Below are 15,979 nucleotides of genomic sequence, written 5' to 3'. Positions count from 1 at the left end.
AGGCGGAAGGCGTGGCGAATGGCAGTTGTAGTTTTACATAAGAAACGGAAGAAAAGGCTCGAGGAAGGTCATCCTTGGGTCTACAAAACAGAAATCGAGCGCGTGGATGGCGAGCCTGCGAACGGTCAGCTTGTGGCAGTACATCGCCATGACGGCCAGTACCTCGCGACTGGCTACTATAATGAAGCGTCTCAGCTCACCGTGCGTATCGTCGGCTATGAGCCGCTCGCGGCGATGGACCGCGCTTGGTTCGCGGACCGGCTGAACGTATGCCGCGAGCTGCGGGAGCGGTTCGTGCCACAGGCAAGGTCGTATCGGCTCGTCTATGGGGAGGCGGATTTCCTCCCGGGACTCATCGTGGATAAGTTCGAGGATGTACTGGTGGTGCAGGTGCTGACGCTCGGGATGGAGCTGGTGCGTGAGGAGCTCGTGGCGGCATTGGTCGAGGTAATGCAGCCTGCAGGTATCTATGAGCGAAGCGACGTCAGTGTGCGCAAGCTCGAAGGGCTGGAGGAGCGCAAGGGCGTGCTCTACGGCGATTGCCCACGGCATGTGACGATTCGCGAGAACGGTCTGCTGCTGGAGGTCGACATTGTCGAAGGACAGAAGACCGGATACTTTTTTGACCAGCGTGAAAATCGTGCCGCCATCGCCCCGCTCATGCTCGGCTGGGGGAAGCGCAGCGGCATTCAGACGGTGGAGAAGCAGCAGGACGACGGAACGGTTGCTCGTGTACCAGTCAACAAGAGCGGCACCGAGGTGACGTTCCCGTACTGGGACGGTGCGACGGTGCTGGAATGCTTCTCGCATACCGGCAGCTTCACGCTGCATGCTTGCAAGTATGGCGCCAAGAAGGTGACATGTCTTGACATATCCGAGCATGCGATCGAGTCCGCGAAGCGCAATGTCGAGCTGAACGGCTTCACCGACCGAGTTGAGTTCGTCGTCGCGGATGCGTTCGACTACTTGCGTGCGCAGGCGCGTGGCCTCGATCAGAAGAAGGAGCGCAGCCAGGCCAGTCAGAGGAAGGTCGACACCTCGGTAGCGCTCGAGGCAGGCAAGGGCCGGACGTGGGACGTCGTCATTCTCGACCCTCCGGCGTTCGCCAAGTCGAGAGGCGCGGTGGAGGGCGCGTGCCGCGGCTACAAGGATATTAACCTGCACGGCATGAAGCTCGTCAACGAAGGCGGCTTCCTCGTGACGGCCAGCTGCTCGTATCATATGAAGCCGGAGCTGTTCCTCGAGACGATCCAAGCGGCGGCGACAGATGCGGGCAAGACGCTGCGTCTGATCGAATTCCGTGCGGCTGGCACGGATCATCCGCGTATACTGGGCGTAGAAGAAGGTCATTATTTGAAATTTGCAATATTCGAGGTTCGTACGCGCAGGTAGAGTGTAGGATGGAAGGGGCGGTCAGGTGACTTTGGACGTATTTCAAGCGATACGGGAGCGCCGTTCGATCGGACGGGTGAAGCCGGACCCGATCAGCCGCGAGCGGATCGAGCAGCTGCTGGAGGCGGCCAACTGGGCGCCGAGCCACCATGCGACAGAGCCGTGGCGGTTCTATGTGATGACGGGCGCAGGTCGGCAGCGTCTCGGCGAGGCGTATGCGGACATTGCGATGCAGTCTGTCGGCGGTGGAGCCGGAGCAGCTGTTGTCTCAGGCGCAGCGGAGCCGACTGAGGCGAAGCAGGCAGAGCGAGCGAAGCATATCGCCAAGGCTTACCGGGCGCCAGTCGTCATTGCCGTATCGGTATCGCCTTCCGCGAAGCCCGGCGTGAATCGCATCGAGGAATTCGCTGCCGCTCATTGCGCGGTTCATAATATGCTGCTTGCCGCTCATGCTCTCGGCCTTGGCGCGATCTGGCGCTCCGGCGAGCCGATGTATCATCCGCGCATGAAGGAGGCGTTCGGTCTCGCAGATACGGAGGAGCTCGTTGCGCTCGTGTACGTTGGCGAGCCGGCGGTCCCGCAGCCTGAATGTACGCGTAGACCGGTGCAGCAGAAGACGGTGTGGCTGGAGGAGTAGAGCCGGGGCAGGATATAGACGGAATATAAGAGTATATGAAGAAGCTGATCACGACAATGAAACGTGGTTCGGCTTCTTTATAATTTAGATGGAGGTTGTGATTTCTTCTTCGACAAAACAAAATGAGATTATGTATATTTATCGACATGATTCTACGAATTTCTCCTTCGGTTTGTTGTATATTGATTACGAACGCTATGAAATTGATTTCATAGAGGCCGAATAGGAGGAGCATATTTTCATGATTGCAGGAATGTTAGGGTTGAAAAGGCTACACATTGTATTACTTGCTTGTCTCATGATGTTCTCGACATTAATGGTGTATCCAAGTGAGCAGAAAGCTCATGCTGACGCCATGCCGTCCTTGACGATGGAGAGCCCGATTCGGGAATGGATGATGGATGAGTCTAGTGGAAGTCTAGTGATGGACGAAAGTATAAACAGGCTAAGAAATTATTCGAATAATAACTATGACCAAAGTGCTGCAAATGCAGTTTTATTAGATGTAGGTGTTGAATCGTCATCGGGAACGAGTGCTTCATCTGTTGTTGTGTCAGAGGATAGCGGTGGAGGCTCAAGTGGCGGTGCTCCTATCAATGCATTTTATTTCGAGGATCTTAACCCGTCGCGAGGTCTAATTAAGGCATCCATTAATTGGAATGTTTCGGATCAAACACAATTTTCGGGCTACGAGGTCCGTTATGTGGGAGTAACAGGTGATGTTTACGATAGCGAGAGCTACCCGAAGGCACCGAATTTAGGGACTTATCGTATTACCTTAGAAGAGGGTGCACTGCCGTCCCAGGCGATGTTCGTCGAGGTGGTGCCAAAAGATTTGAACGGCAATTTGTTGCCTGAAGCATACCGGATGCAGGTGCATGACAGCATCTTGAATGAAACGGTACAGGCGGCAACCTATAAGTCATTGGCCGCACCGAGCATGACTCCTTACATTGGACTTCGTGATTTGGAGCTTGGCGTTGCTGAAGGAGTAATCTCGTGGATCGAATATCAGCCTTATGAAGCAGCAACTAGCTACGTGGCCTATTTTGTTAATGCTGAGAACGTGAAGCTGAAGCCGATTGCAGAGATTCAGAGGAAGGGCGTTGCCTTTGAACTGGGAGAACACACTATTTATTTGTATAGGGTCTCGCTGCCTCCAGGCACAGTAATTCCGCAAGGGGCCCAGCGTATCGGCCTATTCGGCAAGAGCGAGCATGGAGAGTCGGAAATCGGTGCATTCACAGGCTTATGGGACTTCAAAATGACCGATACGGAATATGACTATGCGATCGATACAGATGGCCGAGCCGGTCAGCTTAATGTGGAGCTCTCATGGGCTACTAGGGTAGACGAGACTTCAATAACAGGCTATGAGATTGTTTTCGAGACTGATACCCATGTCCGCATTGACGGACATTCGATCATTATTGCTAAGGGGCAGTCGCCCTATCGCGTTACAATAACCAGCAGTCAAATTCCTGCGTCAGCAAGAGCGGTTGTTGTTCTAGCTCGAAATGGTGCTGGTGATGAATTTGAGCAATCGAGACAATGGCTATACGATAATATTTCAGAGGAGACCACAGCCTCTTTACCGCAAGGGCTGTATCTAGCTCCTGCTTTTTATGCAGGATTTGATGATGTAGATGGCGATTCGGGAGAGCTCGGCGGTGAGTTGTTCTTTATCCATCAGAACCATATGATGTCTTTGCCTCGTTTCCAGCTCTATTTCATTAACAGTCAGCAACAGAAGCTTAAGCCAATCTTACAAGTGCAAAGATTACCGTTCGGAAGCCACGTGGTAGACATCCCATACAACACGCCAATACCAAGCGGCGCAACCGCAATTGGTATCTATACGGTAACCTCTGAGGGAGAAAGCGCGCCTCTTGTGCTGCCGATTCAAGATAAACTGTATGGCCCATCGTTGTCGGCTGATCAGATTCAAATTGTGAACAACAAGGAAGGTACTTCGGACACGGTAACGGTGACGAATCTGCTCGCAGGTGATGTCATTAAAGTGTATACAAGTAGCAGCACCCCTTACCCGCTGTATGTTCGTAAAATTGCGTCCGGAGCGACGTCGATGTCTCTGGAGCTCGCTCAGCTGGGCAAGGATGCAGGCAGCTTATATTTCTCCTTGCAGCGCGGGAACGCACTTCCAAGTCTGAAGCTCGCGAAGTCTTATACGGCTGAGCCGGCACCTGCTGGTGGTGGAGGCTGCTGCTTCGGCGGAGGCGGCGGAATTATCGGGAACGCAGCCGAGCTCAAGGAAGAAGTTGTGCAGGTGAACGGGAAGAAGAAATCAGTCACGGTCGTGAACGAGGACCAGCTGAAGAAGCTTACCGATGATCAGCTCAAGGGTAGCAACCGCGAGCTGAAGATTGATATGACCTCCAGCGCTCAAGGCTATGAGCTGCAGCTGAACAGCAGCCTGATCGGGGAGCTGGGGAAGAAGAAATCGGATGCTATCGTAGCGGTTAGCACGCCGATCGGCGCGGTTCGTCTGCCGCTTGCGGCATTGCAGGAGGCGGCCAAGCTGGCGAGCGACAAAGCGGATGCAAGTGTGAAGCTGCAAATTGAGGAGCTGCCGGCGTCTGAGCAGCAGCGTCTTGCGAAGGATGTAGCGACGAGCGGTGGAGAGGTAGTGGGCAAGGCACTGTCCTTCGAGCTGACGCTATTGGATAAGCAGAACAAAGTGGTAGGTAGTGCTAATGATTTCTCCGTCTATGTAGGGCATACGATCGTGCTTCCGAGCGGCTTCGCGCTGAAGCAGGGCGAGCAGCTGGCTGGCGCAGTATGGGATGAAGCAACGGGCTCCTTGGTGCCTGTGCCGCTCACCTACAAGGCTGCGAGCAACGGCAAACCTGCGGAAGTTACGATGTGGAGAAAAGGAAATTCGATCTATACGGTGTATAAAGCACAAAAGCCGTTCACCGATGTGGCGGACGATCATTATGCCAAGGCTGCTGTAGATGCTCTTGCGGCAGGCTCAATCATTAACGGCTTCGAGGACGATACGTTCCGAGCAGATGTTCAGGTGAAGCGATCTGAATTCGCGGCGCTGCTCGTTCGTGCGCTCGGCTTGAAGTCTGCACAGCAAGCGAGCTTGACGTTCTCAGATGTAGCATCTGACGATTGGTTCGCGGACGTCGTCTACACGGCTGTGAATGCAGGACTGATCAGCGGCTATGAGGACGGTACGTTCCGTCCGGAGCAGACGATTACGCATCAGGAAGCGGTCACGATGCTTAGCAATGCGCTGAAGTCGGTGCAGCCGGGTCTCAAGCTCAACGACACGGATCGCAGCACATATATAACCAATTCGAACGGCAAGCTGTCCGTCGATGATTGGGCACTGGATGCGGCTGCTTTAGCTTGGAGATTCCAGGTGCTGCAGGCGGATAACGGCGTTGCCTTCACGAAGGATGCTGCCGCTACACGCGGCGCAACGGCGCTCTGGATTCACAGGCTGCTACAGCGTGCGCCTTGGCCGATGCAATAAGCGTAGGCGAGTTCGATAAACCTCGCTAGAATATCAAAGAAGCACTTGTCGATTGATGACAAGTGCTTCTTTTTGTTGAGTAAAAAAGGAGGCAGTTACGGCTGCAGCACGGATGGGCTCTCGGTAGCCTTGTCATTAACGCCTTGCATCTCTGCTGGCCTCTGACCCGATCGTAGCGGAATTTCCTTGAGGAAAAAGACGAGCAGCAGCGCCGCTCCCAACAATCCGGCTCCCGTCATGAAGACGACGGACAATGACTCCGCTAGCACGAGGCGCAGCGAGGCGACTAGCTGCTCAAGCAGCGGCTTCAGATCCGTTGGCACCGACGCTAAGATGGAGCTGAGCTTCGGCTGATCGAGTAAAATTTGCGGATTCATAAATGTCGCTGCCTGCTCCGCGACGCCTGGCTCCAGCTTCGTCAGATCGACGCTGCCTGCACTCGCCTGGAACGATCGCTGGAGATTCGACGTAATAGCCGAGTTCATCACAGAGCCGAGCACGGCGATGCCAATCGTACCTCCGAGATTGCGGAACAACGTTGCCGATGCTGTCGCTACGCCTAGCTGGTCGGCAGGCACTGCGTTCTGTACAGTAAGGGTGAACACGGGCATGCACAGGCCGAGACCTACGCCGAATACGCACATGCTGGCGACCGCCATCGTCACACTGTCCATGAACATCATCATCGTCATGCCCACGATCATCGAGAAGACACCGGCTACAGCGTATCGCTTGTAGGTGCCGGTCTTCGTCATCCAGCGTCCGACGAGACTGCTCAGCACAATCATCATAATCATCATCGGCATGTTCACAAAGCCCGACTGCGTCGGCGACAGTCCTTCGACGCCTTGTACGAAGAACGGTAAGTAGACCATCGCGCCCATCATCCCCGCATTAATGAGAAAACCGACCATATTCGAAATGTTGACGATGCCGTTTTTGAACAAGGATAGAGGAAGCACCGGATTAAGGGCCTTGCGCTCGATCAGCACGAGGATAGCCGCGAATACAACACCAAGCGAGAACAGGCCTATAATCTCGAAGGAGCCCCAGTCGTACTTCGTGCCCGCCCAAGTAAATCCGAGCAGCAACGAGATAATGCTGAGGGATAGAAACAGCGAGCCCCAATAGTCGATCGTAACGTTCTCCACCTTTGGAACCTTGGGGAACATGCGCATAATCATGGTGAAGGCGACGATCCCGAGTGGAAGGAAGATCCAGAACAGCCATTTCCAATCCATGTGATCGATCATGAAGCCGCCAAGTGTCGGACCGATGACGCTCGACAACCCGAATATGCCCATCATTAGTCCCGTCCACTTCGCTCTCTCCCGCGGCGCATACAAGTCGCCTACCGCCATCGTTGTGACCGCCATGAGCACGCCGCCCCCGAGTCCTTGAATACCGCGAAAGGCAATCATCTGGGTGATGCTGGTCGACAATCCGGTCAGGAAGGCACCAATCATGAATACGACGATACCGCCGAGCAGGAATGGCTTACGACCGTACAGATCCGACAGCTTGCCGACCAAGATCGTGGATACGGTGGAGGTCAGCATATAGATCATAATGACCCATGAATAATATTCCATGCCTCCAAGCATGGCAATGATTCGCGGCATGGCTGTGCTGACGATCGTCTGGTTAATAGCAGCGAAAAACATGGACGCCATTAAGGCGAGCATGATGGTCGCTTTGCGCTTATCTGATAAATGTTCCATTATAAATCCTTCTTTCTTTATCAAGTGTGCAAATAAATAGTTAGGCAACCTATGTAATTCAATATAAGGGCTGCTGCAGCAATTATCAAGTCGTATTTATTGGGGGCTGTACAATGGATTGACGCTTCAGCCTACATTATTTATGATAGATGGCATTAGCGTAACCAGAATCGGCGGTGATGAATGAGCATGAATCAACCCTCTCAGCAGCATATTACGGAATTAATAAGCACATTCTCGAAGCTTGCCAAGGCAGACTGGCGGAAGACGACGAAATGGGGCATTAAGGCGAGTGAGCTGCGAGTACTTCTGGCTGTGAAGGATCGAACAGACCATAATGAGCAGCAGATGACGACGGTATCGGAGCTTAGCAAGGTGCTGGAGGTTACTTCTCCCACCGTAACACAGATGGTCAATGCCTTAATCAAGGAAGGTCTGGTGGAGCGTACCGTTAATCGAACGGACCGGCGTTATGCCGAGATTACGCTGACGGATAAAGGGTCACACATGGCCGAGCAGGCGAGAGTGGAGATCCGATCGATGTTCGCCGGGCTGGTCGAGCATTTGGGTGAAGCCCAGAGCCAGCAGCTTGTGCACCTGTTGAACGAGGCTTACGGTTATTTCAAGCAAGCGAAGCAATCAAGGCAGTCTGACCTGTAGCTGCACACAGCCGTTCATACGAGACGGTCCTATCTGAGATGGGGCCGTCTTTATTTTGTCACGAAGTTTACAAGTAGAGAACGTTTGTTCTTATTATGGGAGTTATGATACAATATACCAAAGTCACAATGAACCAGAATCGGACAAAGTCTGCTAGAATAGTAGAGTTAAGGACAGCGTTCGATGGGGAGAAGGAGGGACTGCAATGGCATTTCAATTCGTCCTCGGACGTGCGGGAGCGGGGAAAACGACTTGGTGTCTCGACGAAATCAAGCAGCGGCTCATCGCCGCGCCTCAAGGGGCGCCGCTCATATGGCTCGTGCCGGAGCAGGCGACGTTTCAGGCCGAATATGCACTGATCTCCGTGCCGGAGCTCGGGGGCACGCTGCGTGCGCAGGTGCTCAGCTTCCGACGGCTCGCCTGGCGTGTGATGCAGGAGGTTGGCGGTACGGCGAGACTTCCTATAGACGATACGGGCAAAAAGCTGCTGCTGCATCGCATCATTCACCGCAACCGCGACCGGCTGCAGCGAATGCACGGCGCGGCGGAGCAGCACGGCTTCCTCGAGCAGCTGAATGAGCTGCTGACGGAATTCAAGCGGTACAACGTCACGCCTTCGCACTTCGCTGGCATGGAAGGCAAGCTTGAAGCGGGTCTTGCTGGAGCATTCGGCTCGTTCGCGCCGAAGCTGGACGATCTACGACTGATCTATGAGCAATTCGAGGCGGAGCTCTCACGCGCCTATCTGGATGGAGAAGATTACTTGACCCTTCTTGCTCAGCAAATCAAGGCTTCCCCTTACATACAGGGGGCGATGTGCTGGGTAGACGGCTTCCACGGCTTCACGCCGCAGGAGGTGGATGTGCTGGAGCAGCTTGCGCTCCATGCGGAGCAGGTGACGCTCACGCTATGTCTGAACCGGCCTTACGCTGCTCGTGAGGAGCTGCCGGAGCTGGAGCTGTTCCATCCAACAGCTCGCACGATGCAGCAGGTGACGAAGCGACTACACGCTGCCGGGGTGCAGGTGGACGAGCCTGTTGTGCTTGCCTCAGAGCCTGCTGCAAGGCATCATCACAATCCGATGCTGGCGCATCTGGAGACGCACCTGTGGAGCCGCAGGAGGCCAGCCTATAGATTGAAGGCCGAGGAGACGGAGACTGCAGCTGTGAAGCTTACAGCGGCCGTTAATCGGCGCGCCGAGGTGGAGGGAATGGCTCGAGATATCATCCGTCTCGTGCGCGAGGATGGTCTTCGCTGGCGTGATATTGCCGTTTCGGTCCGAAGTATCGAGGTGTATGGCGATTTGATTGCGGGAACGTTTGCCGATTACGGAATCCCGTTGTTTTTTGACCAGAAAAGGTCCGTGCTGCATCATCCGCTTGTCGAGTTCATTCGGTCGGCGCTCGAGGTGGCTAGGCTCCACTGGAGGTATGACGCCGTATTCCGCTGTGTCAAGACAGGCTTCTTCCAGCCGCGAGCTGGCAGCAGTCAGCTGGAGGCGCCTGTCGGCCGATATGCGTTCGATCAGCTGGAAAATTATGTGCTCGCCTTCGGCATACAAGGCTCCAGGTGGCGTATGGGTGCAGATTGGACTTATACGTATGACGCATCGCTCGAGAGCGATGGTGCGGGCTCTGAAGCGAACGCCAGGTGGCTCGAGCAGATCAACCGGTATAGACGATTGGTCACAGGACCGCTCGGGGAGCTGCAGGACCGGCTTCGCGAGCGTAAACGGGTACGCGATCGGGTCGAGGCGGTCTATGATCTGCTCGTTGCTCTACAAATACCGGAGCAGCTGGAGAGCTGGGGACAAGCCGCTCTGCGGTCTGGCAAGCCGGAGAAGGCGAGGGAGCATTCGCAAGTATGGGACCGTGTGATCGATATGTTCGATCAGCTGGTCGAGCTGCTCGGGGATGAGGAGCTGCCGCTCGATCAATTCTCGAAGCTCATTGACGCGGGGATGGAGAGCATCAAGCTCGGCCTCGTGCCTCCGACGCTCGATCAGGTGCTGATCGGCAGTATGGATCGGACGAGGTCAGCGCAGGTGAAGCATCTATTCGTGCTGGGCGCTAATGAGGGAGTTATGCCCTCCAAGATTGTGGAGAGCGGCGTGCTGACGGAGGCCGAGCGGATGCGGCTTGCCGAAGCGGGGCTGCAGCTGGCTGAGGATAGCCGCCGAAGACTGCTGGACGAGCCGTTCCTGATCTATCATGCGCTTAGCACACCGAGCGAGGCGCTGTGGATCAGCTATCCGCTCGCCGATGAAGAGGGGAAGTCACTGCTGCCCTCCGAGGTTGTCCGCCATGTGAAGCGATTGTTCCCGGATGTGCAGGAGCGGCTGCTGCTTAGCGAGCCGAGTGTGGATGCGGCGGCAGCAGAGCAGCTAGAATTCGTAGCCGAGCCGGGCAAGGCGATGTCCCTGCTCTTCGTTCAGCTTAAGCAGTGGGTGCGCGGAGTGCCGATTCACGACATGTGGTGGTCAGTGTACAACTGGTTCGTCTCGCAGCCTGAGTATGAGCCTAAGCTGAGACGGCTGCTGCTCTCCCTGCAATATACGAATAGCGTGACAGCACTAACCGAATCGACGAGCCGTGAGCTGTATGGAGATTCCATAGCGGCGAGTGTGTCGCGGATGGAGCGGTTCGTCAGCTGTCCGTTCTCGCAGTTCGTCTCGCACGGGCTGCGCTTGAAGGAACGGCGGCTATATACACTCGAAGCACCAGACATTGGACAGCTGTTCCATGCCGCGCTCAGTCAGTTCGCGGAGCAAGTCGCCGCGGAGGGCTTGGATTGGTCGCGCATGTCAGATGCGGAGTACGAAGCGAGAGCCGCATCCGTCGTCGAGGCGCTCAGTCCGCGACTTCAAGGGGAAATATTGCTCAGCTCGGAGCGATACCGGTATATCGCCCGCAAGCTGACGCAGGTGATCAGCAAAGCTGCGGCGATGCTCGGCGTCCATGCGAAGCGAAGTCAATTCCAGCCGATTGCGCTGGAGGTCGGCTTCGGGGACGGTCAGCCGATACCACCACTCGAATATGAGCTGGCTAACGGTGTGCGGATGCAGCTTCGGGGACGAATTGACCGAGTGGACAAGGCGGATACCGAGCTTGGCACGCTGCTGCGAATCATTGATTATAAGTCGAGCTCGAAGGCGCTCCAGCTTGGCGATGTGTACTACGGGCTGTCTCTGCAGATGCTGACCTATCTCGAGGTGGTGCTGACGCATGCCGAGTCGTGGCTCGGAACGACGGCGAAGCCGGCGGGGGTGCTGTACTTCCATGTTCATAATCCAATGCTGCAGGTGAAAAATGCGCTGACAGCCGAGCAGCTCGACAAGGAGCTGAAGAAGCGCTTCAAGATGAAGGGATTGTTGTCGGCCGATGCGGACATCGTCCGCTTGATGGACAGCGGCCTGATCGGCGCGGGTGGACATTCGGAGCTGCTTCCCGCCGCTCTGAAGACGGACGGCAGCTTCTATAAGACGTCCTCGGTCGCCTCCGATGAGGAATGGAGCACGATCCGCCGTCATGTGAAGCGGACGATTCAGGAGATCGGAGGCTCCATGGTTGGCGGCCGTATTGCGATCGAGCCATATCGGACGCGGACAGCTGCTGCTTGTCAGGGTTGCTCGTTCAAGGAGGTATGCCAATTCGATACGCAGCTGGCAGGGAATGCGTATCGACAGCTCCCGCCGCTAAGCCGTACAGCAGCGCTAGAGCTCATGGAGCGTGATGTTAGCCGAACAGCCGAGCTTGAGCGGCCGTTGCGTGTAGAGTCGGAGCAGGAGCGTTCAGCGCAAGCAGAGGCTGCTCCAGCTTCGGACAAGTCAGCGGCGGGCCGAAGCTTCGGGAGTCGCAAGCGGGCTGCTGCGAAGGTAGCTGGAGGCTTCATGCAGGAGGCTGCAGCAGCTGTCGAGGCTAATGTGGAGCCTCAAGAGAATCCGAACGAAACGGAGGAGTTGACCGATGAAGGAGCAGGCGGCAACAATGGCTATACCGAAGCCTGAGGTCAGTACCTGGACCGATGATCAATGGAAGGCAATCGCCAGCCGTGGATCCAGCATGCTCGTCGCAGCTGCAGCGGGCTCGGGGAAGACGGCAGTGCTGGTCGAGCGCATCATTCGCCGTATCTCGGACCCGGCTCATCCGCTTGATGTGGATCGGCTGCTAGTCGCTACGTTCACGAAGGCAGCGGCGGCTGAGATGAGACACCGTATTAGCGAGGCGCTGGAGAAGGCGCTTGTGCTCGACCCGGAGTCGGAGCATCTAAGCAGACAGCTGGCACTCATCCCGAGAGCGTTTATTACGACGCTGCATTCCTTCTGTATGGAGGTCATTCAGAAGCATTATCAGAGCATTGGGCTCGACCCGGCCTTCCGTATTGCGAATGAAACAGAGAGCGCTCTGCTCCGTCAGGAGCTGCTCGAGGAGCTGCTGGAGGAGCGCTACGGCAGCACGCAGGAGGGAGACCTGTTCTGGCGGCTGGCTGATTCGTTCAGCGGCGACAAGAGCGATGATGGCTTGTTCCGGCTCGTACAGCGGCTGTATGACGATTCGCGAAGCCATCCTTGGCCTGACCATTGGCTGAACGAATGCGTGAGCCGCTTCGAGCTACCTCTAGACGAGGAGACTGATCCGGGCTTGGCTACGCTGCGTGCAGCCGTCAGACTTGAGCTGAAGGGGACGCTCGGACTGCTGCGCGAGGCGCTTCGGCTTGCCGAGGAGCCCGGTGGCCCCGCTCCGTATATCGCTAATCTCGTTGACGATCTGCAGCTGGTCAGCTCCATCATGGAGCTGACGCAGACCGGAGCATGGGAGCAGCTGCACGAGGCGATGCAAGGCGCCTCCTTCGGCAAGCTGAAGGCATGTAAGGGCGACGATTACGACAAGCAGCTGCAGGAGCAGGTGAAGAAGCTGCGCACCGAAGCGAAGGATAAGCTGGCAGCGATGCGTGAGGAATGGTTCGGCCGCAGCCTTGAGCAATATAGTCAGGAGCTCGAGACGATGGCGCCTTTAATGCGAACACTTGTAGAGCTCGTAGCCGAGTTTGGGGGCAGGTACCAAGCAGCGAAGCAGGACAAGGGACTGGTTGACTTTGCGGATCTTGAGCATTATTGCTTGCGCATTCTGAGCGCGCCGGAATCGACGCCTGACTGTCCAGTGCCGTCGCAGGCGGCGCTCGAGTACCGCGAGCAGTTCGCCGAGGTGCTGCTCGATGAGTATCAGGATACGAATCGGGTGCAGGAGGCGATCGTGGCCTTTATTTCGCACGAGCAGCCGGGTAATCGCTTCTTAGTGGGGGACGTCAAGCAGTCCATTTATCGATTTCGACTTGCGGAGCCCGGCTTGTTCCAGGAGAAATATAAGAGCTATCAGCTGGACGGCACGGGACCGGGGCTGCGCATTGATCTGTCGCGCAACTTCCGCAGCCGTGCTGAGGTGGTCGATGCGACGAATTACATTTTCCGTCAGGTGATGAATGAAAGCGTTGGTGAGATCGACTACGACGAACGGGCGGAGCTCGTATGTGGAGCGGTGTATCCGGAGGTGGCAGACAGCAGTCAATTGGATGCCGAGCTTATTCTCATTGACCGGACAGCTGAAGGGGAAGGCTTGGGAGCGGCTGCGAATTCGGCTGCTGACAGTGAGGGCGATGACGGCGCTGAGGGCGATACGGCCGACATGAGCGAGGCGCGGGAGCTGGAGGCTGCCCAGCTGGAAGGGCGATTGCTTGCACAGCGCATACGGACGATGCTTGGCGAGGGCGGAGGCCCTGTCTTCCAGGTGTATGATAAATCGTTGAAGGCAATGCGGGATATGACGTACCGCGATGTCGTCGTGCTGCTGCGGGCGACCCAGCAGTGGGCTCCCGTCTTGATCGAGGAGCTTGCGCAGCAGGGCATACCCGCTTATGCCGAGCTGAATACAGGCTATTTCGGCGCAACGGAGGTTCAGCTCGTCCTATCACTGTTACGTATTATTGATAATCCGTATCAAGATATTCCACTCGCGGGGGTGCTTCGATCGCCGATCGTTGGCCTTGACGAAGAGGAGCTAGCTCTGCTGCGCATTTACAGTAAACGAGGCTCGTTCTTCGATGCGGTGCGAGCTTACATTCGTCCTAATTCTGAGGCTGCTTCGGCTGACGTAGAGGGGGATGTGCCTCATTCAGACGGCAGGTCTGCTGAGCTGCAGCATAAGCTGAAGCTCTTCTACGAGCAGCTGAAGGGATGGCGTCAGCAATCGCTGCAGGGACCGCTCGCCGACTTGATATGGGACTTGTATCGACAGACTGGATACTTCGACTTCGTTGGAGGCTTGGCTGGCGGCGAGCAGCGGCAGGCGAACCTTCGTGCGCTGTACGATCGGGCCAAGCAGTATGAAGCGACGAGTCTGCGCGGTCTGTTCCGCTTCCTGCGCTTCGTGGAGCGGATGCAGAAGAGCGGCGGCGATCTAGGGACAGCGCGTGCGCTTGGTGAGCAGGAGAATGTCGTTCGTATAATGACGATTCATAAGAGTAAGGGGCTGGAGTTTCCCGTCGTCTTCGTCGCCGGCTGCGGCAAGCTGTTCAACAAGCGCGAGCTGACGGATCCGTTCCTTGTTCACAGGGAGCTCGGCTTCGGTCCGAAGCTGACGGAGACGGATGCCAGAGTCAGCTACCCAACGCTGCCGTGGTTAGCGATCAAGCAGCGTATCCGGATGGAGTCGATTGCCGAGGAGATGCGGGTGCTCTATGTCGCGCTTACGCGGGCCAAGGAGAAGCTTATTCTGACTGCTAGTGTTCGAGGCTTAGAGAAGCTGGTCGCTTCCTGGGCGCGCTATGCGAGCCTTGAGGATGCGGTGCTGCCTGACGATACGCTTGCTGAGGCGCGCTGCTATCTGGATTGGATCGGTCCGGCCTTAATCCGCCATCCAGATGCGGGTCTACTGCGGGATGCAGCGGCTATACCGGATGAGTCCCCTTCGATCATGGCCAATGAACAGTCCCGCTGGCAGGTGCATGTGTTCAGTCCGGATCGATTCGCCTCCATCGCGGAGGCTGCGGTGAGCCGTGAGGCGATGGAAGCAGACCCGAGATGGCTATCGCTGCAGCAGCTGGAGTCTGTTGAAGGGGCGAACGAGTGGGATGAGCAGACGAATAGACGACTGTCGTGGCAGTATGCGTACCCGGATGCGTCCAAGCTGTTCTCCAAGACGTCGGTTACGGAGCTGAAGCGGCTGTCCGAGCACGAGAGGCTGCTGAGTCTACTGGAGACGAACTCGGGTTCGTCGGAACTGGTTGACGTTGATGCTGTGGCGAAATATCCGTTGCTGCATCTAGGCTCTCCAGACAGCTTAGAACACAGCTCAGGAGACGAGGCGAATGGTGTGAATCGCACTGGAGAAGGCACTTCGTATCGGCCTCTGATCGTGAGAAGGCCGAGATTTCTTGAGCAGCAGCAGCTGAATGCAGCTGAGCGGGGTTCGGTGTTCCACCTCGTTATGCAGCACGTTCCGCTTGGCGACGAGCCGTCGGTATCGGAGCTTGAAGAGACGTTAGCCGACATGGTGCAGCGGGAGCTGCTGACCGAACAGCAGCGTGCGCTCGTAGATGTGCAGGTCATCTTAGCCTTCTATCGAAGCGAGCTTGGTCAGCGACTGCTGGCATCAGGACGCGTCTACCGTGAGGTGCCGTTCAGCTTCGGCTTGCCCGCAGCTGAGCTGTATGCCGGGCAGGATGCAGGCTTAACTGGAGAAACGGTCATGCTGCAGGGTGTGATCGACTGTCTGTTTGAGGAGGAGAGCGGACTTGTGCTTCTGGATTACAAGACCGATCGATTGAAGGGCTCCTCACCTGCACGAGTGGCGGAGAAGTACAGGCTTCAGCTTGGACTGTATGCACGGGCATTGGAGCAAATATGGAAGAAGCCTGTGATCGGTACTTATATATTCTTGTTCGACGGCGCTCATGTGGTGCGATTGTAGAGGGAAAGAATTCGACGCTTGCCATAACAGCTCCGAGAAGACTCGGAGGCTGTTATTTCAGGGGAATTGAAGAATACCGTCAATTTGGCTGCGCCAAATT

At 56.2% G+C, this 15,979-nt stretch carries 7 protein-coding genes; 6 read left to right on the top strand and 1 reads right to left on the bottom strand.

Annotation, left to right across the window (positions count from 1 at the left end):
- Positions 1-18 precede the first annotated feature (18 nt).
- From PAE68_RS15160 to PAE68_RS15150, 3 genes are all read left to right on the top strand, one after another.
- A complete protein-coding gene (locus PAE68_RS15160) occupies positions 19-1,392 on the top strand; it encodes a class I SAM-dependent rRNA methyltransferase (RefSeq protein ID WP_281888271.1) in 1,374 nt (457 codons plus the stop codon).
- A gap of 31 nt (positions 1,393-1,423) precedes the next feature.
- Complete coding sequence (locus PAE68_RS15155) at positions 1,424-2,029, top strand: nitroreductase family protein (protein ID WP_281888269.1); 606 nt, start codon at positions 1,424-1,426, stop codon at positions 2,027-2,029.
- Between the two features lie 703 nt (positions 2,030-2,732).
- The gene (locus PAE68_RS15150; protein WP_281888265.1) at positions 2,733-5,534 is read left to right on the top strand and encodes an S-layer homology domain-containing protein; all 2,802 of its coding nucleotides are present in this window, start codon (positions 2,733-2,735) and stop codon (positions 5,532-5,534) included.
- Between the two features lie 95 nt (positions 5,535-5,629).
- Here PAE68_RS15150 and PAE68_RS15145 read toward each other — a convergent pair whose 3' ends face one another.
- Complete coding sequence (locus PAE68_RS15145; RefSeq protein ID WP_281888263.1) at positions 5,630-7,255, bottom strand: MDR family MFS transporter; 1,626 nt, start codon at positions 7,253-7,255, stop codon at positions 5,630-5,632.
- 189 nt (positions 7,256-7,444) lie between these two features.
- Between PAE68_RS15145 and PAE68_RS15140 the strand changes: the two genes are divergently transcribed.
- The 3 genes from PAE68_RS15140 (at position 7,445) to addA (ending at position 15,879) form a co-directional block, all read left to right on the top strand.
- A complete protein-coding gene (locus tag PAE68_RS15140; RefSeq protein ID WP_281888261.1) occupies positions 7,445-7,915 on the top strand; it encodes a MarR family winged helix-turn-helix transcriptional regulator in 471 nt (156 codons plus the stop codon).
- Positions 7,916-8,120: 205 nt separating this feature from the next.
- Positions 8,121-11,921 (top strand): helicase-exonuclease AddAB subunit AddB, encoded by a 3,801-nt coding sequence (gene addB, locus PAE68_RS15135; protein WP_281888258.1) that lies wholly within the window; start codon positions 8,121-8,123, stop codon positions 11,919-11,921.
- Positions 11,881-15,879 (top strand): helicase-exonuclease AddAB subunit AddA, encoded by a 3,999-nt coding sequence (gene addA / locus PAE68_RS15130; protein ID WP_281888255.1) that lies wholly within the window; start codon positions 11,881-11,883, stop codon positions 15,877-15,879. The genes addB and addA overlap by 41 nt, the downstream gene beginning before the upstream one ends.
- Positions 15,880-15,979 lie beyond the last annotated feature (100 nt).

Origin of the sequence: Paenibacillus sp. YYML68 (assembly GCF_027923405.1) — a bacterium.
In the GTDB taxonomy this organism is placed as follows: Bacteria; Bacillota; Bacilli; order Paenibacillales; family NBRC-103111; genus Paenibacillus_G.
The sequence above is the reverse complement of the archived record's forward strand: the minus strand, read 5'-3'. Positions and strand labels throughout refer to the sequence as shown.

Coding starts and splice junctions, on each gene's coding strand:
- PAE68_RS15160 (WP_281888271.1), top strand. CDS start 19: ATGGCAGTTGTAGTTTTACATAAGAAACGGAAGAAAAGGCTCGAGGAA.
- PAE68_RS15145 (WP_281888263.1), bottom strand. CDS start 7,255: ATGGAACATTTATCAGATAAGCGCAAAGCGACCATCATGCTCGCCTTA.
- PAE68_RS15140 (WP_281888261.1), top strand. CDS start 7,445: ATGAATCAACCCTCTCAGCAGCATATTACGGAATTAATAAGCACATTC.
- addB (WP_281888258.1), top strand. CDS start 8,121: ATGGCATTTCAATTCGTCCTCGGACGTGCGGGAGCGGGGAAAACGACT.
- addA (WP_281888255.1), top strand. CDS start 11,881: ATGAAGGAGCAGGCGGCAACAATGGCTATACCGAAGCCTGAGGTCAGT.